The organism is Hydrogenophaga sp. (assembly GCF_018780385.1).
In the GTDB taxonomy this organism is placed as follows: domain Bacteria; phylum Pseudomonadota; class Gammaproteobacteria; order Burkholderiales; family Burkholderiaceae_C; genus Hydrogenophaga.
In genome coordinates this window covers 1-21,614 of record NZ_JADMJO010000058.1, presented here as the reverse complement: position 1 = coordinate 21,614, position 21,614 = coordinate 1, and the positions used below count along the sequence as shown (strand labels likewise).

Sequence of the window (21,614 nt, the reverse complement as noted above, 5' to 3'; positions counted from 1 at the left end):
TCGACAACCGGTTCCCGCTGTCCAAGCTCTACAACGAGCACCTGGCCGAGTACTACGCACCGAAGAACTTCAACTTCTGGTACTTCTTCGGCTCGCTGGCACTGCTCGTGCTCGTGATCCAGATCGTCACCGGCATTTTCCTGGTGATGCACTACAAGCCCGACGCCGCGCTGGCGTTTGCCTCGGTCGAGTACATCATGCGCGATGTTCCCTGGGGCTGGCTGATCCGTTACATGCACTCCACTGGCGCCTCGGCGTTCTTCGTGGTGGTCTACATGCACATGTTCCGTGGCCTGATCTACGGCAGCTACCGCAAGCCGCGCGAGCTTGTGTGGGTGTTTGGCTGCGCCATCTTCCTGTGCCTGATGGCCGAAGCCTTCATGGGCTACCTGCTGCCCTGGGGCCAAATGTCCTATTGGGGTGCCCAGGTGATCGTGAACCTGTTCGCTGCCATCCCCTTCGTGGGCCCTGACCTGGCGCTGCTGATTCGTGGCGACTTCGTGGTGGGTGACGCCACGCTCAACCGCTTCTTCAGCTTCCATGTGATCGCTGTGCCGTTGGTCCTTCTGGGACTGGTGGTCGCGCACATCATTGCGCTGCACGAAGTGGGTTCCAACAACCCGGACGGCGTGGAGATCAAGGCCAAGAAGGATGTCAAGGGCATTCCCCTGGATGGCATTCCATTTCACCCCTACTACACCGTACACGACGTGCTGGGTGTGTCCGTGTTCCTGATGATCTTCTCGGCGATCATCTTCTTCGCTCCCGAGTTCGGCGGCTATTTCCTCGAATACAACAACTTCATCCCGGCGGATCCGCTGGTCACACCGTTGCACATCGCACCGGTCTGGTACTTCACGCCGTTCTATTCGATGCTGCGTGCCATCACCAGCGAAATGATGTTTGCCCTGGTCACCATCGTCGTCATCGCCGCGGTGCTCGGTGCACTCAAGGCCAAAGTTTCCGGTGCACTCAAGGGCGTGATCGTGATTGGTGCGGTGGTGCTGGTGGCGTTGATGCTGGCCATTGATGCCAAGTTCTGGGGTGTGGTCGCCATGGGTGGCGCCGTGATCATCCTGTTCTTCCTGCCTTGGCTGGATCACAGCCCGGTCAAGTCGATTCGCTACCGCCCCACCTGGAACAAGTACCTGTACGGTGTGTTCGTCATCAACTTCCTGATCCTGGGCTACCTTGGCGTGTTGCCACCGTCGCCCATCGGCGAGCGTGTGTCCCAAGTCGGCACCTTGTTCTACTTCGGTTTCTTCCTGTTGATGCCATGGTGGAGCCGTCTGGGCGAGTTCAAGCCCGTGCCCGACCGCGTCACCTTCCAGCCCCACTGAACCCCGAAGAGCCAATTCAGAGAGTCAAGCAAATGAAAAAAATCCTCTTGGGCTTCGTGATGGCGTTGGGCATGTCGGGCGCCGCCCTGGCCGCTGGTGGCAGCATTCCGCTGGACAAGGCGCCTGAGCGCACCAACGACATGGCCGCTCTGCAGAACGGTGCCAAGCTGTTCGTGAACTACTGCCTGAGCTGCCACTCGGCAGCTTTCATGCGCTACAACCGGCTGCGCGATATCGGCCTGAACGACAAACAGATTGCCGAGAATCTGACCTTTGCCACCGACAAGATCGGTGACACGATGAAGGCCTCCATCGATCCGAAGCAGGCCAAGCAATGGTTCGGCGTGAACCCGCCCGACCTGACCTTGATCGCCCGCTCGCGTTCGAGCCATGCGGGCACGGGTGCAGATTATGTTTACACCCTGCTGCGCACTTATTACCGCGACGACACCAAGCCGACGGGCTGGAACAATCTGGCCTTCCCTAACATCGGCATGCCCAATCCCCTGTGGGAACTCCAAGGCGAGCAACGCCCGGTGGTCGAAAAAGTCATGAGCCATGGCCATGAAGTTGATCGGGTCAAGGGCTGGGCGCCGGTCAAGGCCGGCACCTTGAGCGCTGCCGAGTACGACCAAAACGTGGGCGACCTCGTCGCCTATCTCCAGTGGATGGCCGAGCCGGCCCAGAACAGCCGGGTCCGCGTTGGCGTGTGGGTGATGTTGTTCCTGGCCGCCTTCACCGTGGTGGCTTGGCGCCTGAATGCATCCTTCTGGAAAGACATCAAATAATCCCATCCGACAAGGTTGGTGGTGCTAGCCACCATCCTGTCTGTTCCGCAGTGGTTTGCAGTGTCCGTATGACACGAAAGCAAACCACTGTTTTTTGCTTTAAGGAGACTCCCTCATGATGGTCTTGTACTCGGGCACCACTTGCCCGTATTCCCACCGCTGCCGCTTCGTGTTGTTCGAAAAAGGCATGGACTTCGAGATCCGGGATGTCGACCTCTACAACAAGCCCGAAGACATCAGTGTGATGAACCCATACGGCCAGGTGCCCATCCTGGTCGAGCGCGATCTCATCCTGTACGAGTCGAACATCATCAACGAGTACATCGACGAGCGATTTCCTCACCCGCAACTGATGCCCGGTGACCCGGTGGACCGCGCTCGTGTGCGGCTGTTCCTGCTGAACTTCGAAAAGGAGCTGTTCACGCACGTCTCCATGCTCGAATCGCGCGCCACCAAGGGCAACGAAAAGGCGCTGGAGAAGGCTCGGGCCCACATCCGCGACCGTCTCACGCAACTGGCCCCCGTGTTCCTGAAGAACAAGTTCATGCTGGGCGACAATTTCTCCATGCTCGACGTGGCCATTGCGCCGCTGTTGTGGCGTCTGGATTTCTACGGCATCGAGCTCAGCAAGAATGCGGCTCCTCTGCTCAAGTACGCCGAGCGCATCTTCTCGCGTCCGGCCTACATCGAAGCGCTGACGCCGTCCGAGAAAGTGATGCGCAAGTGATGACGCACCCGGTCGTTTGCGACCGGGTCGTTTTTAGCCTCAGCGACCGTTCATGAGTCCTGTCGACACCGATATCCCCTCCACCCGGCCCTACCTGATCCGTGCTTTGCACGAATGGTGTTCGGACAACGGGTTCTCCCCCTACATTGCCGTGCAGGTGGATGCCTCCGTGCAGGTGCCGATGGAGTTCGTCAAGAATGGTGAGATCGTGCTCAACGTGGGTGTGGACGCCACAAGCTCCTTGCGTCTGGGCAACGATTTCATCGAGTTCAAGGCCCGTTTCGGCGGCGTGGCGCGCGAAATCGTCGTGCCCATCAGCCATGTGATTGCCATCTATGCGCGTGAGAACGGCCAGGGCATGGCCTTCCCCGCGCCTGCGCCCGCCACGCTGTCCGCCGTCAAGGCGGACGCGACGTCCGATGCGCCCGAGCCTGCAACAGACACAGCGTCGCGCAGCCCGCTGCGCTCAGTGACCAGCGAGGATGCGCCAGGCGAGGACGACGAGCCGCCAGAGCCACCTTCTGATGGTCAAGGCCGAGCGGCAGGCCGGCCACAACTCAAACGCGTCAAGTAAACTCGCACCCTTCCCAGGGCCGCTTTAGCTCAGTTGGTAGAGCAATCGCCTTGTAAGCGATAGGTCATCTGTTCGAGTCAGATAAGCGGCACCAAACCCCAGGTATTTGCCACCGGCCTGCGCCCAGAGCGCATTCATCGCCCCGGCATTTGGACTTTGATCCGGATTGCGTTAACCTGCGCACCGCTTTGGGTCAATGCCAGCTGGATGGCAGGCAGCAGTTGTCTCAGCTTGGTGGACGCAGCCGAGCTGCCCACCAGCAAGCACCACTCCTGGTCCTGCAAAGGGCCAGCCACCACCTGCTGACGCATGGCAGCCGGTATCAGATGTCGTATCTGATCCATGCACGCTTGGGACTCGCGAATGCGCTCCCGCAGCAAGGCCAACGACGGTGCGGCCCCCACGGCCTGTTCAAGGCTGTAGAGCGTGCGGGGTCGTTGGTCGGTGGCCATGTGAATTGGACGGACGGGCTCTCGCGGCTCACCGCAAGGAAAGGTTTCAGAGTGCACATCATTATCACGGACGCCTGGTTGGCCAAGAGCAAGGCGCTGCACCTCAACGGTTTCAAGTTGATCGGTGTGGGCATGTTGGCATCCGTGGTGCTGATGCTGGCTTCGATCACGACCTACCACTGGTTCTTTCTGGAGGGCGTGCGTCAGGGCTGGCCGGGCTTTGCCTCGGTCGCCCGCCTGGTCCACCAAAACGAGGTTGATTCCAAAGACGCCTACATGCGCGCCAATCTTGACGCCATGGCGCGCAAGCTAGGGGAAATGCAGGCGCGCATGATTCAGATCGACTCGCTTGGTGAGCGCGTGGCGGGCCTTGCGGGGCTTAACCCGGCCGAGTTCAAGAATGCACCTGGATCCGGTGGCGCCCTCGTGGCCAGCCGTGACATCAGCATGCCGGAGTTGATGCAGGCCCTGGACACGGTCGAGGTCTCCAGCGGCTCCCGGGTGGACTGGCTCACGGTCGTGGAATCGCGGTTGTTCGATCAGAAAATCCGGCAAACGCTGATACCTACCGAAAAACCAGTGGACGGTGTTCAGGTCGGTTCGGCTTTTGGCTTCCGCATCGATCCGATCACCGGCCGTTCTGCCTTGCACACGGGGCTGGACTTTCCGGCTGACGTGGGAACACCAATACTGGCGGCCGCCGGAGGTGTGGTGGTGGTGCAGGAGTACCACGCTGCCTACGGCAACATGATCGAGGTTGACCACGGGAACGACCTGATCACGCGGTACGCCCACTCGTCCCAGACCTTCGTGAAGAAGGGCGACATCGTCAAACGCGGACAGAAGATCGCCAGTGTGGGCTCTACCGGTCGTTCCACCGGGCCGCATCTGCACTTTGAAGTATGGGTTGCTGGCGTGCCACAGGACCCGCAACGTTTCCTTGCGGCCGGTGAAAAAATCGCTGCGGCCCGGCCCGCGGCGGTGGGCCCTCGCAAGCCCTGAACAGGGCGAGGCCTCGCCAGTTAAAATCGCGGCTTTGCTCTTGAAAGCTTCGCGTTTGCCGGCACCTCAGTGGCGCTCGGTGTACGCCTTCCAGGTTCGCAAGAGCCCTCCTCATTTCTATTGCCTGCCCGGCGCCTTCAGGGTGTCTGGTGTGGGCCTGCATGTATGGCCACAAACTTCCTCACCAAACTCTTTGGTAGCCGCAACGACCGTTTGCTCAAGACCTACCGCAAAACGGTGGAGCGCATCAACGGTCTGGAGGCACAGTTTGAAAAACTCAGCGATGACGAAATTCGTGGCAAGACCGAATCGTTCAAGCAGCGCATAGCGCAAGGCGAGAGCCTGGAGTCCGTGCTGCCCGAAGCCTTCGCGGTGGTGCGGGAGGGCAGCAAACGCATCATGAAGATGCGCCACTTCGACGTGCAGTTGGTGGGTGGCCTCGCGCTGCACCACGGCAAGGTGGCCGAGATGCGCACGGGGGAGGGCAAGACCCTGACCGCGACCCTGCCGGTTTACCTGAACGCGCTCACGGGCAAGGGCGTGCACGTGGTCACCGTCAACGACTACCTGGCCAGCCGCGATGCGCAATGGATGGGTCGTCTGTACAACTTCCTGGGCCTGACGGTTGGCATCAACCTGCCCCAAGCGCCGCGCGAAGAGAAGCAGGCGGCCTACCGGTCCGACATCACTTACGGCACCAACAACGAATACGGGTTCGATTACCTGCGCGACAACATGGTGTACGAGGCTGCCGACCGTGTGCAGCGCGGCTTGAACTACGCGATCGTCGATGAGGTGGACTCCATCCTGATCGATGAGGCCCGTACGCCGCTGATCATCAGCGGACAGGCCGAAGATCAGACACAGACCTACATGGCCATCAAGCAACTGGTGCCGCACCTGGTGCGTCAGGAAGGTGAAGCCGATGTGCGCACGGGCGAAGGCGTCATCAAACCGGGCGATTTCACGGTAGACGAAAAGGCCCATGCGATCCACATGACCGAACAGGGGCACGAGCACGCCGAGCAGTTGCTCAGCCAGGCGGGCCTGTTGCCCGAGGGCGCGTCGCTGTACGACCCGGCCAACATTGCGTTGCTGCACAACCTGGTCACTTCGCTCAAGGCGCACCACCTCTACCACCGCGACCAGCACTACGTGAATCAGAACGGCGAAATCGTGATCGTCGACGAGTTCACTGGACGCTTGATGACGGGCCGGCGCTGGAGCGATGGCCTGCATCAGGCGGTGGAGGCCAAAGAGGGGGTGGCCATTCAGCCCGAGAACCAGACGCTCGCCTCCATCACATTCCAGAACTACTTCCGCCTGTACGGCAAGCTCGCCGGCATGACCGGCACGGCCGACACCGAAGCGTACGAATTCCAGGAGATCTACAGTCTGGAAACGGTGGTCATTCCGCCCAACCGGGTGAGCAAGCGGGTTGACCAGCTTGATCGCGTCTACAAGACGACAAAAGAAAAGTATGTCGCTGCCATCGAGGACATTCGTGAGTGTCACGAGCGGGGTCAGCCCGTGCTGGTCGGCACGTCATCCATCGAGAACTCGGAAATCATCGCCGAGCTGCTGGTCAAGGAAGGTCTGCCCCACGAGGTGCTCAACGCCAAGCAGCATGCGCGCGAGGCCGACATCATCATTCAGGCCGGCCGCCCGGGCGGCATCACCATCGCCACCAACATGGCGGGTCGGGGTACCGACATCGTGCTCGGCGGCAATCTGGAAAAGATGGTCGACGCGGTGCAGAACGACGAGGCGTTGGACGAAGGTACCAAGGCCTCGCGCATCGAATCGCTGCGCCAGCATTGGCAGGCTGACCACGACAAGGTCAAGGCACTCGGTGGCCTGCGCATCATTGCCACCGAGCGCCACGAGTCGCGTCGCATCGACAACCAGTTGCGTGGTCGTTCAGGCCGCCAAGGCGACCCGGGTTCCTCGCGCTTCTATCTGAGCCTGGACGACTCGCTGATGCGCATCTTTGCCGGTGATCGCGTGCGCGCCATCATGGACCGCTTGAAGATGCCCGAGGGCGAGGCCATCGAGGCCGGCATCGTCACGCGCAGCATCGAGAGTGCGCAGCGCAAGGTCGAAGCCCGCAACTTCGACATCCGCAAGCAACTGCTCGAATACGACGACGTGTCCAATGACCAGCGCAAGGTGATCTACCAGCAGCGCAACGACATCCTGGATGCCGAATCGCTGCGGGCCCAGATCGATTCGCTGCGCGACGGCTGCTTTGCCGATCTGGTGCACGAATACGTGCCCGAAGGCAGTGTCGAAGAACAGTGGGACCTGCCTACGCTGGAGCGCGTGCTGCGCGAGGAGTGGGCGGTCGATGTGCCCGTGACGACCTGGGTGTCAGATGCGGAGTCGATCGACGCTGAAGAGGTTGCCGAGCGTGTGGTGGCCGCAGCCAAGGTGGTGTTCGAGGGCAAGGTGCAGATCGTGGGTGAGGAGAACTTCACCCAGTTCGAACGCGTCGTGCTGCTGCAGACCATCGACGGGCAATGGCGCGAGCATCTGTCCGCTCTCGATTACCTGCGTCAAGGCATCCACCTGCGTGGCTACGCCCAGAAGCAACCCAAGCAGGAGTACAAGCGCGAGGCTTTCGTGCTGTTTGGCCAGTTGCTGGACACGGTGAAGAACGACGTGACGCGTGTGCTGATGAACGTGCGTGTGCAGTCGGCCGAACAAATGGCCCAGGCGGCCGAGCAACTGGAAGAGCGTGCCGAGCAGATCGCCAACGTGACCTACACCGCGCCCACCGAAACCGGTGAAGCGGAAACGGTGGGCGCGAACAGCGCTGCGCCTCGCCCTGCTGGCGATGTGCCCCGCGTGGGACGCAACGACCCTTGCCCCTGCGGCAGCGGCAAGAAATACAAGCAGTGCCACGGCAAGCTGGACTGACGCGGCGGGGTGTCCGGCCCCGCTCGTCCCGCTGACTGGCTTTTCCCTGACCCCACGGAGTTCCCATGCCCGTTCAACTCGACACGCCTTCGGCCTCGGATTTGCTTCCCATCAAAGGTGTGCGCATCGGTGTGGCCGAGGCGGGCATACGCAAGGCCAACCGCAAGGACCTCACGGTCTTTTTGCTGGACGAGGGCTGTGCAGTCGGCGCGGTGTTCACCCAGAACCGTTACGCCGCCGCCCCGGTGCAGGTGTGCCGTGAGCACCTCGCGGCGGGGCAGGGTGTTCGTGCGTTGGTGATCAACACCGGCAACGCGAACGCGGGCACAGGTGAGCCTGGATTGGCCCATGCGCGCCAGACCTGCACTGCGCTGGCCCGCTCGCTGAGCCTTCACCATGAACAAGTGCTGCCGTTCTCCACTGGCGTGATCATGGAGCCGCTGCCACTCGATCGACTGCTCGCGGGATTGCCCGGTGCGCTGACCGATGCGGCCCTGCCGCAGACGGACAGCGGTGCGCATTGGCTCTCGGCAGCCCAGGGCATCATGACCACCGACACCTTGCCCAAAGCCCGCAGCCAGCGCATGACGATTGACGGGTGCGACGTGAGTGCCTCGGGTATCGCCAAGGGTGCCGGCATGATTCGCCCCAACATGGCCACCATGTTGGGTTTCCTGGCCACCGACGCTGCCGTGGCCCCCGCGATCATGAACGAGCTGGCCCGTCGTCTCGCTGACGCATCGTTCAACCGCGTCACCGTGGACGGCGACACCAGCACCAACGATTCGTTCGTTGTGGTGGCCACGGGTCAAGCGGGAAACACCCCCGTGACCGACCTGGACAGCCCGGCAGGCAGTGCCCTGCTGGAGGGCCTGACGCAGGTGGCGCGGCACCTCGCGCATGCCATCGTGCGTGACGGAGAAGGCGCCACCAAATTCATCACCATCCAGGTTGAAGGTGGACGCACCGCCGCCGAATGTTTGCTGGCGGCCTACGCCGTGGCGCACTCGCCCCTGGTCAAGACCGCCTTCTTCGCCAGCGATCCCAACCTGGGCCGCATCCTCGCAGCCGTGGGTTATGCCGGCATCCACGACCTCGATGTGAGCGGCATCGACCTGCACCTCGGTGAGGTGCATGTGGTCACCCAAGGTGGCCGCCATCCCGGCTACCGCGAGGAAGACGGTCAGCGGGTGATGAAGCAAGCCGAGATCCTGGTGCGCATCGGCCTGGGCCGTGGTGCTGCCTCCGAGACGGTGTGGACCTGCGATTTCAGCCACGACTACGTGACCATCAACGCCGACTACCGTTCTTGATCTGCGTGCCATGAACGAACATTTCGAACGCCTGCTGGAGCGCGCCGAGCAGTTGATGGCCCGCATTGAATCGGTGTTGCCACAGCCCATGCAGGCGCCCGACTGGTCTTCTGCGGTGGCCTGGCGTTACCGCAAGCGCAGCAGCGGGCATGGCGCGCTCGAGCCCGTGCGCCACGTCGGTGCCATGCGCTTGTCTGATCTGCAGGAAATCGACGGCCAGAAAGAGAAGATTCAGCGCAACACGCTGCAGTTCGTGCAGGGCCTTCCAGCCAACAACGTGCTGCTCACCGGCGCGCGCGGCACAGGCAAGTCCTCACTCATCCGGGCCTGTCTCAACGAATATGCGCCTCAAGGTCTTCGCCTGATCGAAGTCGACAAGGCCGATCTGGTGGACCTGCCCGACATCGTCGATGTCGTCACCGACCGACCGGAACGCTTCATCGTGTTTTGCGACGACCTCAGCTTTGAAGAGGGAGAGCCCGGCTACAAGGCGCTCAAGTCGATCCTTGACGGCTCGGTGTCGGCGGCCAGCCCCAACGTGCTGATCTACGCCACCAGCAACCGGCGCCATCTGTTGCCCGAATACATGAAGGAAAACCTCACCTACACCCACACCGCCGAGGGCGAGGTGCATCCGGGTGAGGTGGTGGAAGAGAAGATATCGCTCTCGGAGCGCTTTGGCCTGTGGGTGAGCTTCTATCCTTTCAACCAGGACGAATACCTCACGATCGTGGCGCAGTGGTTGTCCTCGTTCGGTGTGTCCGCCATCGACATCGCGACGGCGCGACCCCAGGCGCTGGTCTGGGCGCTGGAGCGTGGATCGCGCAGTGGACGTGTGGCCTACCAGTTCGCCCGCGACTACGCCGGCACGCACGCATCGAAAGCATGAGCGAGCAGGTCCTCGTCGTGGACGCCGAACCCGGTACTGCGCGCCCGATTGACCGACCCGTGGTCGATGTCGCGGTGGGTGTGCTGATCACACCCGATAGCCGCTTCCTGCTCACGTCACGTCCGGTAGGCAAGGTGTATGAGGGCTATTGGGAATTCCCCGGCGGCAAGCTTGAAGCGGGCGAGTCGGTCGAGCAGGCCCTGCGGCGCGAACTGCAAGAAGAGATCGGCGTGACCATCGGTGCTGCACACGTTTGGCGCGACAGCCTGGTGGACTATCCCCATGCACTGGTCCGGCTGCATTTCTGCAAGGTGTATGACTGGACAGGTGAACTTCACATGCGCGAAGGTCAGCAGTTCAGTTGGGAATGTGTGCCAGTTCGCTGCGAGCCGATTTTGCCTGGCACCGTGCCGGTGCTGGAATGGCTTGCGCAAGAGCGCGGGTCGGCATCCAGCTGAGCCGAGGTCGAACGTTCAAGAAGCCCCGAAGTCTGGATCGTTCTGGCTGTCCTGCTCGGGCAGTTTGAAGCTCTCGGTGGCCCATGCGCCGAAGTCCATGTTCTTGCAGCGCTCGCAGCAGAACGGGCGGAAGGCGTTGCTTGGCGCGTAGATGCTCGGCCCGCCACAACCGGGGCAACGCACGGTTTTCAATGGACTGGTGTTGGCGCTCGAGGACATAAACCGGTTTCCGAGAAACTCAGGCGCAGAGGGTCAACTCGAACGCTGTGTCGTCTTGTGCCGAGTGCAGGCGGTCGTCATCACCTTGGCGCATCAAACGCACCGACAGCATCAGGCGGTTGCCGCTGATTTCCGGAATCAGGCCGGTGCTCGGGTCCATGCGCAGGCGCAGCAGCTGGAAGGTTCGCCCCTGAGGAAGGGTTTGCTGGAACTGACCCCCGGGAGCCACCACCTTCTGGGGAGAGCCGGAATCCCGCAGCATCTTGAGCAGCAGAACTATGGATTCAGCCAGTGGCGCCAGAGGCACTGACCAGCGCTGCAAGTCGGCTTGACGCTCCTCAGCGCTGTGGTGCTGCCAACTGTAGTAAGCAGGCAGGTCAAATTCGCAGGTGCCCGCAGGGATGCCGATGCGGCTGCGGATGCTCATCAACCAGTCGTTTTCAGTCAGCGACTGACCCGTCTTGCCAGCGAGCCCGCTGAGCTGTGAAAAGCAGTCTTCCAATTGACCGATGGCTTCGTTGAGTGCCTGCTCCGAGATCATCGGGTTGCCGCGGTAGGCGATGAGTTGCTGCTTGTGCCGGTCTATGTCCTTGAGCACATCGGACTTCATGTCCGCCCGAGAGGCGACTTCGATGATCTCGAAGATGGTCTGAATCGCGAAGTGGTGGTCCAGCGGATGGTGACGCGGCACCAGTTCGACCATGCGACGGAACAGTTGTTCAAGTCGCAGGTAGGTGCGGATGCGTTCGTTGAAAGGGTATTCGTACAGGATCACAGCGGCTTGGGTGCGCAGGGCGGTGCAGCGAGCGGGGCTTCATCATAGCCCGAACCGATTCGCCAACGCCCGAGCCAGATGTTGCAGGTTGTCGATGCTGTCCATGTCGTTGAACACCACAAAGTCCGCCGCGGCCAAGCGCGTCTCGCGGGTGGCTTGGCTGCGCATGACGGCCTCAATGGTGGGCAGAGCCCACCCACTGCGCTGGGTCACTCGACGGATCTGCGTGGCGGGCAAACAGTCCACCACCAGCACCCGATCCAGCTGCGGCCGCCAGTGGGGCGACTCGACCAACAGGGGGATATCAAACACCACCACGCTTGACGTTGCGAGCAAGGTCTTGCGGCGAATCTCGTCGCCCACCAACGGGTGGACGATGCGCTCGAGCACTTTGCGAGCTTCGGGTTGGGCAAATACGTGTTCGCGCATGCGCTGCCTGTCCAAGGCGCCATCGCTCGTGATGAACACGTCGCCGAACGTTTCAGCAATCGACTGGATGGCCGAGCCACCGCTTTCGGTGCAGGCCCGCGAAATGGCGTCTGCATCGATCAAATCTGCGCCCATCGCCTGGAGCAGCCGCGCCAGGGTGCTTTTACCGCTGCCAATGCCACCGGTGAGTCCCAGCCGCAGGGCGTTGCTTGAATGCAAGAAGGCGGTCACAGGCCTATGACAGCCAGAATCGCCGATGATCCGAAGATCATGGCTGTCAGTCCCGCCAACGCAAGAAAGGGACCGAACGGGACGTAGCCCCCCTCGCGCAGCTCACCTTTGAGCTTGATGCCGATCCCGATCACCGCGCCGATCACAGAGGCCATCAGGATGATCGGAATGAGTGCCTGCCACCCAAACCATGCGCCAAAGGCAGCGAAGAGTTTGAAGTCTCCGTAGCCCATGCCCTCCTTGCCCGTGGTCAGTTTGAAGGCCCAATAGACCAGCCACAAAGACAGGTAGCCTCCCACCGCGCCCCACAGCGCATCGGGAAGCACCGTATCGGTAAGCCTCAGTCCTGCAGCGCACAAGCCTGCCCACAACAAAGGCAGTGTGATGTCATCCGGCAGCAAGGTGGTGTCCCAGTCGATGCCGGCCAGCGAGAGCACCGCTGCCGAAAACCCGCACCATGCAATGGCCTCCCAACCCAAGCCCCATTGCCAGCCGCACCAGGCGAAAAGCGCTCCACACGTGAGCTCCACTGCCGGATAGCGCAGGCTGATCGCAGTGGCGCATTGGCTGCACTTTCCGCGCAGCGCGAGGTAACTGAAGACCGGGACATTTTCAAACCAACGAATCTGGTGCCCACAATGCGGGCAGCGCGAACGCGGGACCATGAGGTTGAAGGGCTCGGCCGCAGGGCGTGGTGGTTGCGAGGCATCCGTGCCTGCATGGAGGTCCTCGCATTCAGCCGCCCAATGCAACTCCATCATCTTGGGCAGCCGGTGGATCACCACATTGAGAAAACTACCCACCAACAGGCCCAGAAGCCCCAGCAGCGCCGCCTCCGGCGCGCCCCCGCCCGGCATCAAACCACCTGACCCAGCTTGAAGATGGGGAGGTACATCGAGACCACGATGCCCCCAATGACGGTGCCGAGCACCACGATGATGATGGGCTCCATCAGGCTGGAGATGCCGGCCACCATGTCATCCACCTCGGCTTCATAAAAGTCGGCGGCCTTGCCCAGCATGTGGTCGATGGAGCCTGACTCTTCACCGATCGCGCACATCTGCAGCACCATGGACGGAAAAATATTGGCGTTGGTCATCGCGTTGGTGAGGCTGGTCCCCGTCGACACTTCCTGCTGAATTCGCTCGGTGGCAATCGAATAGACCGAATTGCCCGAGGCGCCACCCACAGAGTCGAGCGCTTCCACTAAGGGCACGCCGGCTGCGAACATCGTGGAAAGCGTGCGGGTCCAGCGGGCAATGACCGACTTCTCGATCAGCACACCGAAGATCGGTAGTTTCAGCAGGACGCGGTCCATGAATCGTTGGACCTTTTCATTGCGGCGCCACGCTTGCATGAAGAAATAAAAGCCCCCGCCCAGTCCGCCAAAAATCAGCCACCAGTACTCGGTGAAGAACTCGCTCATTGCGATCACAAACAAGGTGGGAGCGGGAAGGTCAGCGCCGAACGAAGAAAACACTTCCTTGAATGAAGGAATCACGAAAATCATGATCACCGCAACCACGACGAAGGCCACGATGACCACCGCAATCGGGTACATCAGTGCCGACTTGATCTTCGACTTGAGCGCTTCGGTCTTCTCCATGTAGACCGCCAGGCGATCCAGCAACTCTTCAAGAATACCGGCTGCTTCACCGGCCTCGACCAGATTGCAGTAGAGGCTGTCAAAGTAGAGCGGGTTCTTGCGGAATGCGGCGCTGAGCGACGTGCCCGTTTCCACGTCAGAGCGGATGTCGTTGAGCAGCTTGGTCACGCTGGCGTTGGGGTTGCCCCGTCCGACGATGTCGAAGGCCTGCAGCAGAGGCACACCGGCCTTCATCATGGTGGCCAGCTGGCGCGTGAAGATCGCGATGTCCTTGGGTTTGATGCGTTTGCCCGAACTCATCCGGCGCTTTTTCACTTTACCCGGGATGATGCCTTGGCGTCGCAGTGCGGCAAGCACTTGGTTCTCACCCACCGCGCGAGTCTCGCCGCGCACGGTCTTGCCGTTGCGGTCCTTGCCTTCCCACTCAAAAACTGCGTCTTTGACGCTCTTGGTTGCAGCGGTTGCCATGGTGTCCTCTCAGGCGTGTATCTGGCTCGGCGTCATTCGTTGGTCACGCTGAGCACTTCTTCCAGCGAAGTCATGCCCAGCTTCACCTTGAGCAGGCCGGACTCTCGCAGCGTGCGAACGCCCTCCTTGCTGGCCTGCTGGGCAATGTCCAATGCGCTTCCACCGCGCAGGATGATGCGTTGAATCTCTTCTGTGATGGGCATCACCTGATAGATGCCGACTCGACCCTTGTAGCCGTTGTTGCAGGCCGAACAGCCTACGGGACGATAGGGCGTCCACGTGCCGTCAAGGTCATCGGCCTTGAATCCGGCGTCGATCAGCGCCTTGCGGGGCACGTCCAGAGGCGCTCTGCAAACAACGCACAGCTTGCGGGCGAGTCGCTGGGCTGTGATCAGGATCACGCTGGATGCAATGTTGAACGTGGGAATGCCCATGTTCATCATCCGTGTCAGCGTGGTCGGAGCATCGTTGGTGTGCAACGTGGAGAGCACCATGTGCCCGGTTTGCGCAGCCTTGATGGAAATGTCGGCAGTTTCCAGATCCCGGATCTCGCCGACCATGATCACGTCAGGATCCTGCCGCAGGAAAGCCTTCAACGCCGCAGCAAACGTCAAGCCGGCTTTCTCATTCACGTTGACCTGGTTCACGCCGGGCAAGTTGATCTCGGATGGATCTTCTGCCGTTGAGATGTTGATGCCGGGCTTGTTGAGGATGTTGAGGCAGGTGTAGAGCGAAACAGTCTTGCCCGACCCCGTTGGACCGGTTACCAGCACCATGCCATAAGGACGAACAATGGCTGCCATCAGCCGCTCTTTTTCTTCTGGCTCATACCCCAGCGCATCAATGCCCACTTTGGCGCTGCTGGGGTCAAGGATACGGATCACGATCTTTTCACCGAAGAGGGTCGGCAATGTGCTCACCCGGAAATCGATCACCCGATCCGGTCCGATCTTGAGCTTCATCCGACCATCTTGCGGCACGCGCTTCTCGGAGATGTCCATGCGGGAGATCACCTTGATGCGGGAAGCCAACTTGTCCTTGATGGCGATAGGCGGAGAGGCAATCTCGCGCAGTTCGCCGTCGACCCGGAATCGCACGCGGTAGGTGTGCTCGTAGGGTTCAAAGTGCAAATCGGAGGCGCGCATGTTGAACGCGTCGATCAACATCTTGTGCAAAAACTTCACCACCGGGGCGTCATCGACTTCCGACGCCTTGTCGGTCGAGTCTGTGACCACGGTCTCGGTGGCCATTTCGTCGAACTCGAACTCGCCTCCGATGATGTTGTCCATCGTTTCGGTGACGCTGGTGGTCTGCGACTCCACCAGCTTGCTGAGCTTGTCGTACTCGGCAATGACCCAGTCCACGCCCATCTGCGTGGCAAACTTGATTTTTTCTGCGGCTTGCTGATCGGCTGGATCGGCCGTGGCCACCATCAGTCGGTTGTTGCGCTTGCTGAGAACCACGATTCGGTAGTCGGCGCAGATTTTTGCATCCAGCAAACCACTGGGCAGGCGCTGAACATCGATCGCGTCGAGATCAAGCAGCGGTGCGGAGAATGCCACGGACATGGTGTGCGCCAGATCCGAGGCAGACACCGCACCAGAGCCCGTGAGTTCTGCGATGAAACTGGATCTGCCGCTCTGAGCTTTGCGGTAAAGGTCCTCGGCGGCTTTTTGCCCAAGCTTTCCCGCCGACACCAATGCACGACCCAGGCCGGGCAGGGCCATGGACGGGGTTTCCTGAGAGACAGATTCGACGGACGCCATAGCCTCGTAATCTAGCGTAAATCAACGACTTGGCCGCCAATATTGAGGCAAGTTGTGTTGAATATGCGTATTCGCGCCGATGTGCGTTGTATCGAAGTTGCGCTGCCTGCGCTGATCGCTTGAAATGCCCCGTTCATCGGTGCCTGTTCCAGCTTGATATGGGGCGTGAATTTGGTCGGGGTGAGAGGATTCGAACCTCCGGCCTCTACGTCCCGAACGTAGCGCTCTACCTGGCTAAGCTACACCCCGATGGACCCGTTGGGCCACATAAAAAGCGGCTTCTGAAGCGCCTTGAAATTCAGGAGCGGCGTTCCAGCAAACCCGCCGCCAATTGTAGCAAAGCGGCACTGTAGGCATTCTTGGGAAGCTGCGCCGCAGCGTCTATCGCCCGCTGCGCTTCGGCATCTGCACTGGCTCTTGCTTCTCTCAATGCCCCCGTGTCGAGGATGATCGAGCGGATGTCATCGAGATGGGCCACATCCCCCTGCTCGATGGCTTGGCGTATCAGGTGCTTCTGAGCTTCAGATCCGGTTCTCAGCGCGCAAATGATCGGCAAAGTCACCTTGCCCTCCCTCAGGTCATCGCCAAGGTTTTTCCCCAGCTCCTCAGCACTGCCCTCGTAGTCAAGTACGTCGTCAATCACTTGAAACGCAGTGCCTAATGCCTGTCCATAGCTGGCGCACAACGTCTCGACGGGTTCGTCCGCGCGGGCAAGAATGGCGGCGAGTCTGGCGCTGGCCTCGAAGAGCTTGGCGGTCTTGGATCGAATCACCTTCAGATAGGCCGCCTCGTCTATGGAGGCGTCGTGCATGTTCATGAGCTGCAGCACTTCTCCTTCTGCGATCACGTTCGTGGCATCGGAGAGCACCTGCATGACACGCATGTCATTCACGTCCACCATCATCTGAAACGCGCGCGAATACAGGAAGTCACCTACCAGAACGCTGGCGGCATTGCCAAATCGCTCGTTGGCTGTTTCGCGTCCACGTCGCAGCGTGGACTCGTCCACGACATCGTCATGCAGCAAAGTGGCCGTGTGAATGAACTCCACAACCGCAGCCAATGCGTGTCGGTGGGGGCTCTGGCTGCCAATGGCGCCACTGAGCATCAACAGGAGAGCCGGGCGTAAACGTTTGCCTCCCGCCGAGATGATGTACTGAGCGACTTCCCTGACCAGCGGTACCTCGGTTGTCAGCCGCTCATGGATCACTTCGTCGACCCGATGCATGTCGGGCTGGATCAGTTCAAGCGGGTTGCCAGTTGTGGGGGTGGAGATCGTCAAAATGCGAGCCGAAGGAAGAAGGTGGCGGGGTATGCCACTGCAAGATGGATTATAGGAACGAGGTTGTGCCCCCCGGGAACTGCAAGAGAGTCATTGCGCGTGCTTGTCGCGCGGAGCGGTGCTACTTGTTAGCTTGGCCGCACCATGCTAAACTCGCGGGCTCAGCGGAATTTGGTTCGCTGGATTTCCATTCGTGGATTTTTTACAAGAGGTTCATATGTACGCGGTCATAAAAACCGGTGGCAAACAGTATCGTGTTGCTGCTGGCGAAAAAATTAAAGTAGAACAGATTGCTGCGGATGTGGGCCAAGAGATCGTGTTTGACCAAGTTCTGGCTGTCGGCAACGGCACCGAGATCAAGGTCGGCACTCCCTTGGTTTCCGGCGCAACGGTCACGGTCACGGTGTTGGCCCATGGCAGGCATGACAAGGTCAGCATCTTCAAGATGCGCCGTCGCAAGCACTACCAGAAGCGCCAGGGGCACCGTCAAAATTTCACCGAACTGCAGATTTCGTCGATCGCAGCCTGAGGAGTAAGTCAACATGGCACAGAAAAAAGGCGGCGGCTCAACGCGAAACGGGCGCGATTCCAAGCCCAAGATGCTCGGCGTGAAAGCGTTCGGCGGCGAACTGGTCAGCGCAGGCTCGATCATCGTGCGTCAGCGCGGCACCAAGTTCCACCCCGGCCTGAACGTCGGTTTGGGCAAGGACCACACGATCTTCGCTACGGTGGATGGTCACGTGAGCTTTGCCGTGAAGGGCGAACTCAATCGCCAGACCGTCAGCATCACGCCCGTTTGATCGGGTGACTGCGATCGCTGCCAACTTGTAGAGTGTAGGTGGCGTTTGCTGAGTGCTGACGCGTTGAATGCAGAAGGCCCGCCCAAGCGGGCTTTTTGTTTTGGTTTCTTTTGTGGGGACGCATCCCTGGAAAGCATGTCATGAAATTTGTGGATGAAGCCACCATTGATGTCGCCGCAGGCGATGGCGGCAACGGCTGTGCATCTTTCCGGCATGAAAAGTACAAGGAATTTGGGGGGCCCGATGGCGGTGACGGTGGGCGGGGCGGGCATGTGTATGCCGTGGCCGATGCCAGCCTGAACACGCTGGTGGACTTCCGCTTCACGCGCCGCTTTGAAGCCGAGCGCGGGGAACATGGCAAAGGCTCCGACATGTTCGGTGTCAAGGGTGACGACATCATTCTCAAAATGCCGGTTGGCACCATCATTGCCGATGCAGAGACCGGCGAAGTGCTGCATGAGCTGTTGCAGCCTGGCGAACAGGTCACCATAGCCAAAGGCGGCGACGGGGGCTTTGGCAACATGCACTACAAGAGTTCAACCAACCGGGCGCCGCGTCAGAAGACGCCTGGCTGGGTTGGTCAGAAGCGAACCTTGAAGCTGGAGCTCAAGGTGCTGGCCGACGTGGGCTTGCTCGGCATGCCAAACGCGGGCAAGTCCACCTTGATCTCGGCAATTTCCAATGCCCGCCCCAAGATCGCCGACTATCCGTTCACGACCCTGCACCCCAATCTGGGCGTGGTTCGAGTGGCGCCCGAGAAGAGCTTTGTGGTGGCCGATGTGCCCGGCTTGATTGAGGGTGCCTCAGAGGGCGCGGGTCTGGGTCATCAGTTCTTGCGACATCTGCAGAGAACGCGTTTGCTGTTGCACATGGTGGACGTTGCTCCTTTTGACGACGATGTGGATCCCGTTGTGCAGGCCAAAGCCATCGTGGCCGAGCTCAAGAAGTTCGACCCGGCGTTGCATGAGAAGCCGCGCTGGCTCGTGCTCAACAAGCTGGATATGGTGCCGATGGACGAGCGCGAAGCCAAGGTCAAGGACATCGTCAAGCGCCTCAAGTACAAAGGCCCCGTGTTCGAGATCTCCGCACTCACGCGCGAAGGTTGCGAATTTCTGGTGCAAAAGGTCTACGAGCACATTGCTAAAGTTCATCAGGCCACGCTGCCGCCGGTGGATGTTGATCCGCGCTTTGACGCAAAACTCCCTTCTTGATGACGTCCTGACCTAGATCAGCCATCGACCATGCTCATTGTCGACAACATTGATTTGAAGCCGCTGAACGCCTCCGGCATTTTGAAGACGGCGCGACGCATCGTGGTCAAGGTGGGCTCGTCCCTGGTGACCAATGAAGGCCGAGGGCTCGACGAAGAGGCGATCGGACAATGGAGTCAGCAGTTGGCGGCGCTGGTGCAGGAAGGCCGCGAACTCATCATGGTGAGCAGTGGCGCGGTGGCCGAGGGCATGAAGCGGCTGGGCTGGACGCTGCGCCCGAAAGAAATCAATGAGCTGCAAGCGGCTGCAGCAGTCGGGCAGATGGGGCTGGTCCAGATGTACGAGTCCAAGCTGCGCGAACATGGCGTCGGCAGCGCGCAGGTGCTGCTGACCCACGCCGATCTGGCTGACCGGGAGCGGTATCTGAATGCCCGATCGACCTTGCTCACGCTCCTGCAACTGGGCGTGGTGCCGGTGATCAATGAGAACGACACGGTCGTCAATGACGAGATCAAGTTTGGGGACAATGACACCTTGGGGGCGCTGGTGGCCAACTTGGTTGAAGCCGATGTGCTCGTGATCCTGACGGATCAAAAGGGTCTTTACACCGCCGACCCGCGGCGCGATCCTGCAGCGCAGTTCGTGCACGAGGCCCGTGCAGGCGATCCCCAACTCGAGTCCATGGCGGGCGGGGCTGGCAGCGGTATCGGCAAGGGCGGCATGATCACCAAGGTCCTTGCTGCGAAGCGTGCAGCCGGATCGGGAGCCTCGACGGTGATTGCCTGGGGACGCGAGCCGCAGGTGCTGCTTCGCTTGTGCGGCGGAGAGGCCATTGGCACCTGCCTGGTGGCCAACACGCCGAAGAACCAAGCGCGCAAGCGTTGGATGTCCGATCACCTCCAAATGCGCGGCGCAGTGATGGTGGACGACGGAGCAGTGGGCAAGATCGTCGGCGAGGGCAAAAGCCTGTTGCCGATCGGTATGACGGGCGTGGATGGCGATTTCTCGCGGGGTGATGTGATCGCCGTGCGCGATGGTCGTGGCGTTGAGGTAGCCCGTGGTCTGGCGAACTACGCAAGTTCGGAGGCTCGGTTGCTGTGCCGCAAGTCGTCTGCCGATTTTGAGCGCTTGCTCGGATACGCAGCTGAACCCGAAATGATTCATCGCGACAACATGGTGCTGGCGCGCACCTGAAAGCCGGAGCTCGAAGACGATTCAGCGGAGGTCGATGCGACGGTCGGTCTTCAAGGTTGCGAGGATTTTCTGGGGACTACCTGTGATGGTGCGGCCTTCACAAACACCCTGGCGAGCCAGCATCATCGCGGGGCGCGTCGGACCTCTGAAAGACAGTGCCTGCCACTTGACGTCCGAACTTGTGTTCCAGTTGCCCTTGTCGCTCAACCGCGCGTATGTCCTGGTTTCGGCGGTTGCGCAGCGGATGCCCAGGTACAAGACGTTGAGAGCTCCGCTGGCACTGCGTGCCACCATCACAAAGCGCACCACGCCATCTCCACCTACGATCATGCTGGCGGGATCGACACCATAAGTAAGGGGCGAGTCCTTCATGACCTCAAACGACTGCAGCGCTTCTGTGCTGAACACCGTTGGAGGGGCCACTGCTGACTCAACCCATGCTGTCTCTTCGAGGGAGGATGGTTGCGCCTGGAGAATCGAAGCCGCTGTGCAGAGCGCGGCGAATGCGCATGCCGAGGCCATCCACTTCGGACGGCATTGAAAATGAGATGTCATTTGAAAGGGGTGTTCACGGAACGACCATTGTTCTGTGGATCGGGGTCAAAGCTGGCGCCGGGTGGCAGTTCCAGCCCCATGGGAGCGCACATCGGCAACATGGGCTCATCAACGCCATCGTCCTGACGTTGTCGCGTGCCGCTGCGCAAATAGCGGTTTCGATGGTCTGGCCTGGGCAAGTAACGCGCGAGCTCAGTAAGTGCCATCTCATAGACGCCGCGCTTGAACTCGACCACCACGTCCAGCGGCACCCAGTAGTCGTGCCAACGCCATGCGTCAAATTCCGGATGGCTCGTTGCGCGCAAGTTCAGGTTCCAGTCTTGCGCCACCAGTCGCAACAAGTACCAGATCTGTTTCTGGCCCTTGTAATGACCGCGAGCATCCCGGCGGATGAAGCGGTCCGGCACTTCGTAGCGCAACCAGTCCCGCGTGCGGGCCACGATGTTCACGTGCTCGGGCATCAGACCCACTTCCTCGTGCAACTCGCGGTACATCGCCTGCTCAGGTGTCTCGCCCCTGTCGATGCCACCTTGCGGAAACTGCCAAGAGTGGGAGCGTATCCGCTTGCCCCAGAACACCTGGTTTCGCTGGTTGAGCAGAATGATGCCGACATTGG

At 60.6% G+C, this 21,614-nt stretch carries 23 protein-coding genes and 2 tRNA genes; 14 read left to right on the top strand and 11 right to left on the bottom strand.

Features of this window, described 5'->3' with window-relative positions; all coding sequences use genetic code 11:
• From IV113_RS18070 to IV113_RS18050, 5 genes are all read left to right on the top strand, one after another.
• Positions 1–1,340 (top strand): cytochrome b N-terminal domain-containing protein (locus IV113_RS18070; protein ID WP_291087771.1); only part of this gene is annotated, 1,340 nt, incomplete at its 5' end.
• 32 nt (positions 1,341–1,372) lie between these two features.
• The gene (locus tag IV113_RS18065; protein WP_291087768.1) at positions 1,373–2,128 is read left to right on the top strand and encodes a cytochrome c1; all 756 of its coding nucleotides are present in this window, start codon (positions 1,373–1,375) and stop codon (positions 2,126–2,128) included.
• Between the two features lie 115 nt (positions 2,129–2,243).
• A complete protein-coding gene (locus IV113_RS18060; protein WP_056273171.1) occupies positions 2,244–2,855 on the top strand; it encodes a glutathione S-transferase N-terminal domain-containing protein in 612 nt (203 codons plus the stop codon).
• 52 nt (positions 2,856–2,907) lie between these two features.
• On the top strand, positions 2,908–3,429 hold the full coding sequence (locus tag IV113_RS18055) for a ClpXP protease specificity-enhancing factor (protein ID WP_291087763.1): 522 nt from the start codon (positions 2,908–2,910) through the stop codon (positions 3,427–3,429).
• An 18-nt stretch (positions 3,430–3,447) separates the two neighbouring features.
• Positions 3,448–3,523, top strand: a tRNA-Thr gene (locus IV113_RS18050).
• Positions 3,524–3,563: 40 nt separating this feature from the next.
• Here IV113_RS18050 and IV113_RS18045 read toward each other — a convergent pair.
• A complete protein-coding gene (locus IV113_RS18045) occupies positions 3,564–3,881 on the bottom strand; it encodes a hypothetical protein (protein ID WP_291087762.1) in 318 nt (105 codons plus the stop codon).
• A 51-nt stretch (positions 3,882–3,932) separates the two neighbouring features.
• Between IV113_RS18045 and IV113_RS18040 the strand changes: the two genes are divergently transcribed.
• The 5 genes from IV113_RS18040 to IV113_RS18020 all read left to right on the top strand — a co-directional run bounded on the left by IV113_RS18040 (position 3,933) and on the right by IV113_RS18020 (position 10,462).
• Entirely contained in the window at positions 3,933–4,883 is a 951-nt protein-coding gene (locus IV113_RS18040) for a M23 family metallopeptidase (RefSeq protein WP_291087759.1), read from the top strand.
• A 165-nt stretch (positions 4,884–5,048) separates the two neighbouring features.
• Positions 5,049–7,802 (top strand): preprotein translocase subunit SecA, encoded by a 2,754-nt coding sequence (secA, locus tag IV113_RS18035; RefSeq protein WP_291087756.1) that lies wholly within the window; start codon positions 5,049–5,051, stop codon positions 7,800–7,802.
• A gap of 65 nt (positions 7,803–7,867) precedes the next feature.
• Complete coding sequence (gene argJ, locus IV113_RS18030; RefSeq protein WP_291087753.1) at positions 7,868–9,115, top strand: bifunctional glutamate N-acetyltransferase/amino-acid acetyltransferase ArgJ; 1,248 nt, start codon at positions 7,868–7,870, stop codon at positions 9,113–9,115.
• Positions 9,116–9,125: 10 nt separating this feature from the next.
• Complete coding sequence (locus IV113_RS18025) at positions 9,126–10,004, top strand: ATP-binding protein (RefSeq protein WP_291087750.1); 879 nt, start codon at positions 9,126–9,128, stop codon at positions 10,002–10,004.
• A complete protein-coding gene (locus IV113_RS18020) occupies positions 10,001–10,462 on the top strand; it encodes an NUDIX domain-containing protein (RefSeq protein ID WP_291087747.1) in 462 nt (153 codons plus the stop codon). The genes IV113_RS18025 and IV113_RS18020 overlap by 4 nt, the downstream gene beginning before the upstream one ends.
• Positions 10,463–10,477: 15 nt before the next feature.
• Here IV113_RS18020 and IV113_RS18015 read toward each other — a convergent pair whose 3' ends face one another.
• From IV113_RS18015 to IV113_RS17980, 8 genes are all read right to left on the bottom strand, one after another.
• The gene (locus IV113_RS18015) at positions 10,478–10,681 is read right to left on the bottom strand and encodes a DNA gyrase inhibitor YacG (protein WP_291087745.1); all 204 of its coding nucleotides are present in this window, start codon (positions 10,679–10,681) and stop codon (positions 10,478–10,480) included.
• Between the two features lie 19 nt (positions 10,682–10,700).
• Entirely contained in the window at positions 10,701–11,456 is a 756-nt protein-coding gene (gene zapD, locus IV113_RS18010; RefSeq protein WP_291087742.1) for a cell division protein ZapD, read from the bottom strand.
• Between the two features lie 42 nt (positions 11,457–11,498).
• The gene (coaE, locus tag IV113_RS18005) at positions 11,499–12,104 is read right to left on the bottom strand and encodes a dephospho-CoA kinase (protein WP_291087740.1); all 606 of its coding nucleotides are present in this window, start codon (positions 12,102–12,104) and stop codon (positions 11,499–11,501) included.
• Between the two features lie 8 nt (positions 12,105–12,112).
• A complete protein-coding gene (locus IV113_RS18000) occupies positions 12,113–12,973 on the bottom strand; it encodes an A24 family peptidase (protein WP_291087737.1) in 861 nt (286 codons plus the stop codon).
• Positions 12,973–14,190 carry a type II secretion system F family protein gene (locus IV113_RS17995; protein WP_056273134.1) on the bottom strand — a complete coding sequence of 406 codons (1,218 nt, stop codon included), beginning with the start codon at positions 14,188–14,190 and terminating at the stop codon, positions 12,973–12,975. Before IV113_RS17995 ends, IV113_RS18000 begins: the two co-directional genes overlap by 1 nt.
• 32 nt (positions 14,191–14,222) lie before the next feature.
• Complete coding sequence (gene pilB, locus IV113_RS17990) at positions 14,223–15,956, bottom strand: type IV-A pilus assembly ATPase PilB (protein ID WP_291087732.1); 1,734 nt, start codon at positions 15,954–15,956, stop codon at positions 14,223–14,225.
• Positions 15,957–16,128: 172 nt separating this feature from the next.
• Positions 16,129–16,205, bottom strand: a tRNA-Pro gene (locus IV113_RS17985).
• Positions 16,206–16,254: 49 nt separating this feature from the next.
• A complete protein-coding gene (locus IV113_RS17980) occupies positions 16,255–17,184 on the bottom strand; it encodes a polyprenyl synthetase family protein (protein WP_291087777.1) in 930 nt (309 codons plus the stop codon).
• A 271-nt stretch (positions 17,185–17,455) separates the two neighbouring features.
• Between IV113_RS17980 and rplU the strand changes: the two genes are divergently transcribed.
• The 4 genes from rplU to proB all read left to right on the top strand — a co-directional run bounded on the left by rplU (position 17,456) and on the right by proB (position 20,443).
• A complete protein-coding gene (rplU, locus tag IV113_RS17975) occupies positions 17,456–17,767 on the top strand; it encodes a 50S ribosomal protein L21 (protein WP_068174372.1) in 312 nt (103 codons plus the stop codon).
• A 13-nt stretch (positions 17,768–17,780) separates the two neighbouring features.
• Positions 17,781–18,038, top strand: a complete 258-nt coding sequence (rpmA, locus tag IV113_RS17970) for a 50S ribosomal protein L27 (RefSeq protein WP_056273119.1) — start codon at positions 17,781–17,783, stop codon at positions 18,036–18,038.
• A gap of 140 nt (positions 18,039–18,178) precedes the next feature.
• Positions 18,179–19,249 carry an Obg family GTPase CgtA gene (cgtA, locus tag IV113_RS17965; protein WP_291087727.1) on the top strand — a complete coding sequence of 357 codons (1,071 nt, stop codon included), beginning with the start codon at positions 18,179–18,181 and terminating at the stop codon, positions 19,247–19,249.
• Positions 19,250–19,279: 30 nt separating this feature from the next.
• Positions 19,280–20,443, top strand: a complete 1,164-nt coding sequence (proB, locus tag IV113_RS17960) for a glutamate 5-kinase (protein ID WP_291087724.1) — start codon at positions 19,280–19,282, stop codon at positions 20,441–20,443.
• Between the two features lie 21 nt (positions 20,444–20,464).
• On the opposite strand, the gene IV113_RS17955 is transcribed toward proB, so the two are convergent.
• Positions 20,465–20,998 carry a CNP1-like family protein gene (locus tag IV113_RS17955; RefSeq protein ID WP_291087721.1) on the bottom strand — a complete coding sequence of 178 codons (534 nt, stop codon included), beginning with the start codon at positions 20,996–20,998 and terminating at the stop codon, positions 20,465–20,467.
• Positions 20,995–21,614 (bottom strand): RNA pyrophosphohydrolase (locus IV113_RS17950; RefSeq protein WP_291087718.1); only part of this gene is annotated, 620 nt, incomplete at its 5' end. The genes IV113_RS17955 and IV113_RS17950, both read right to left, overlap by 4 nt.

Coding starts and splice junctions, on each gene's coding strand:
- IV113_RS18015 (WP_291087745.1), bottom strand. CDS start 10,681: ATGTCCTCGAGCGCCAACACCAGTCCATTGAAAACCGTGCGTTGCCCC.
- IV113_RS18065 (WP_291087768.1), top strand. CDS start 1,373: ATGAAAAAAATCCTCTTGGGCTTCGTGATGGCGTTGGGCATGTCGGGC.
- argJ (WP_291087753.1), top strand. CDS start 7,868: ATGCCCGTTCAACTCGACACGCCTTCGGCCTCGGATTTGCTTCCCATC.
- IV113_RS17955 (WP_291087721.1), bottom strand. CDS start 20,998: ATGACATCTCATTTTCAATGCCGTCCGAAGTGGATGGCCTCGGCATGC.
- cgtA (WP_291087727.1), top strand. CDS start 18,179: ATGAAATTTGTGGATGAAGCCACCATTGATGTCGCCGCAGGCGATGGC.
- secA (WP_291087756.1), top strand. CDS start 5,049: ATGGCCACAAACTTCCTCACCAAACTCTTTGGTAGCCGCAACGACCGT.
- IV113_RS17980 (WP_291087777.1), bottom strand. CDS start 17,184: ATGCATCGGGTCGACGAAGTGATCCATGAGCGGCTGACAACCGAGGTA.
- IV113_RS17995 (WP_056273134.1), bottom strand. CDS start 14,190: ATGGCAACCGCTGCAACCAAGAGCGTCAAAGACGCAGTTTTTGAGTGG.
- IV113_RS18025 (WP_291087750.1), top strand. CDS start 9,126: ATGAACGAACATTTCGAACGCCTGCTGGAGCGCGCCGAGCAGTTGATG.
- IV113_RS18020 (WP_291087747.1), top strand. CDS start 10,001: ATGAGCGAGCAGGTCCTCGTCGTGGACGCCGAACCCGGTACTGCGCGC.
- rpmA (WP_056273119.1), top strand. CDS start 17,781: ATGGCACAGAAAAAAGGCGGCGGCTCAACGCGAAACGGGCGCGATTCC.
- IV113_RS18000 (WP_291087737.1), bottom strand. CDS start 12,973: ATGCCGGGCGGGGGCGCGCCGGAGGCGGCGCTGCTGGGGCTTCTGGGC.
- IV113_RS18045 (WP_291087762.1), bottom strand. CDS start 3,881: ATGGCCACCGACCAACGACCCCGCACGCTCTACAGCCTTGAACAGGCC.
- pilB (WP_291087732.1), bottom strand. CDS start 15,956: ATGGCGTCCGTCGAATCTGTCTCTCAGGAAACCCCGTCCATGGCCCTG.
- IV113_RS18060 (WP_056273171.1), top strand. CDS start 2,244: ATGATGGTCTTGTACTCGGGCACCACTTGCCCGTATTCCCACCGCTGC.
- IV113_RS18055 (WP_291087763.1), top strand. CDS start 2,908: ATGAGTCCTGTCGACACCGATATCCCCTCCACCCGGCCCTACCTGATC.
- rplU (WP_068174372.1), top strand. CDS start 17,456: ATGTACGCGGTCATAAAAACCGGTGGCAAACAGTATCGTGTTGCTGCT.
- proB (WP_291087724.1), top strand. CDS start 19,280: ATGCTCATTGTCGACAACATTGATTTGAAGCCGCTGAACGCCTCCGGC.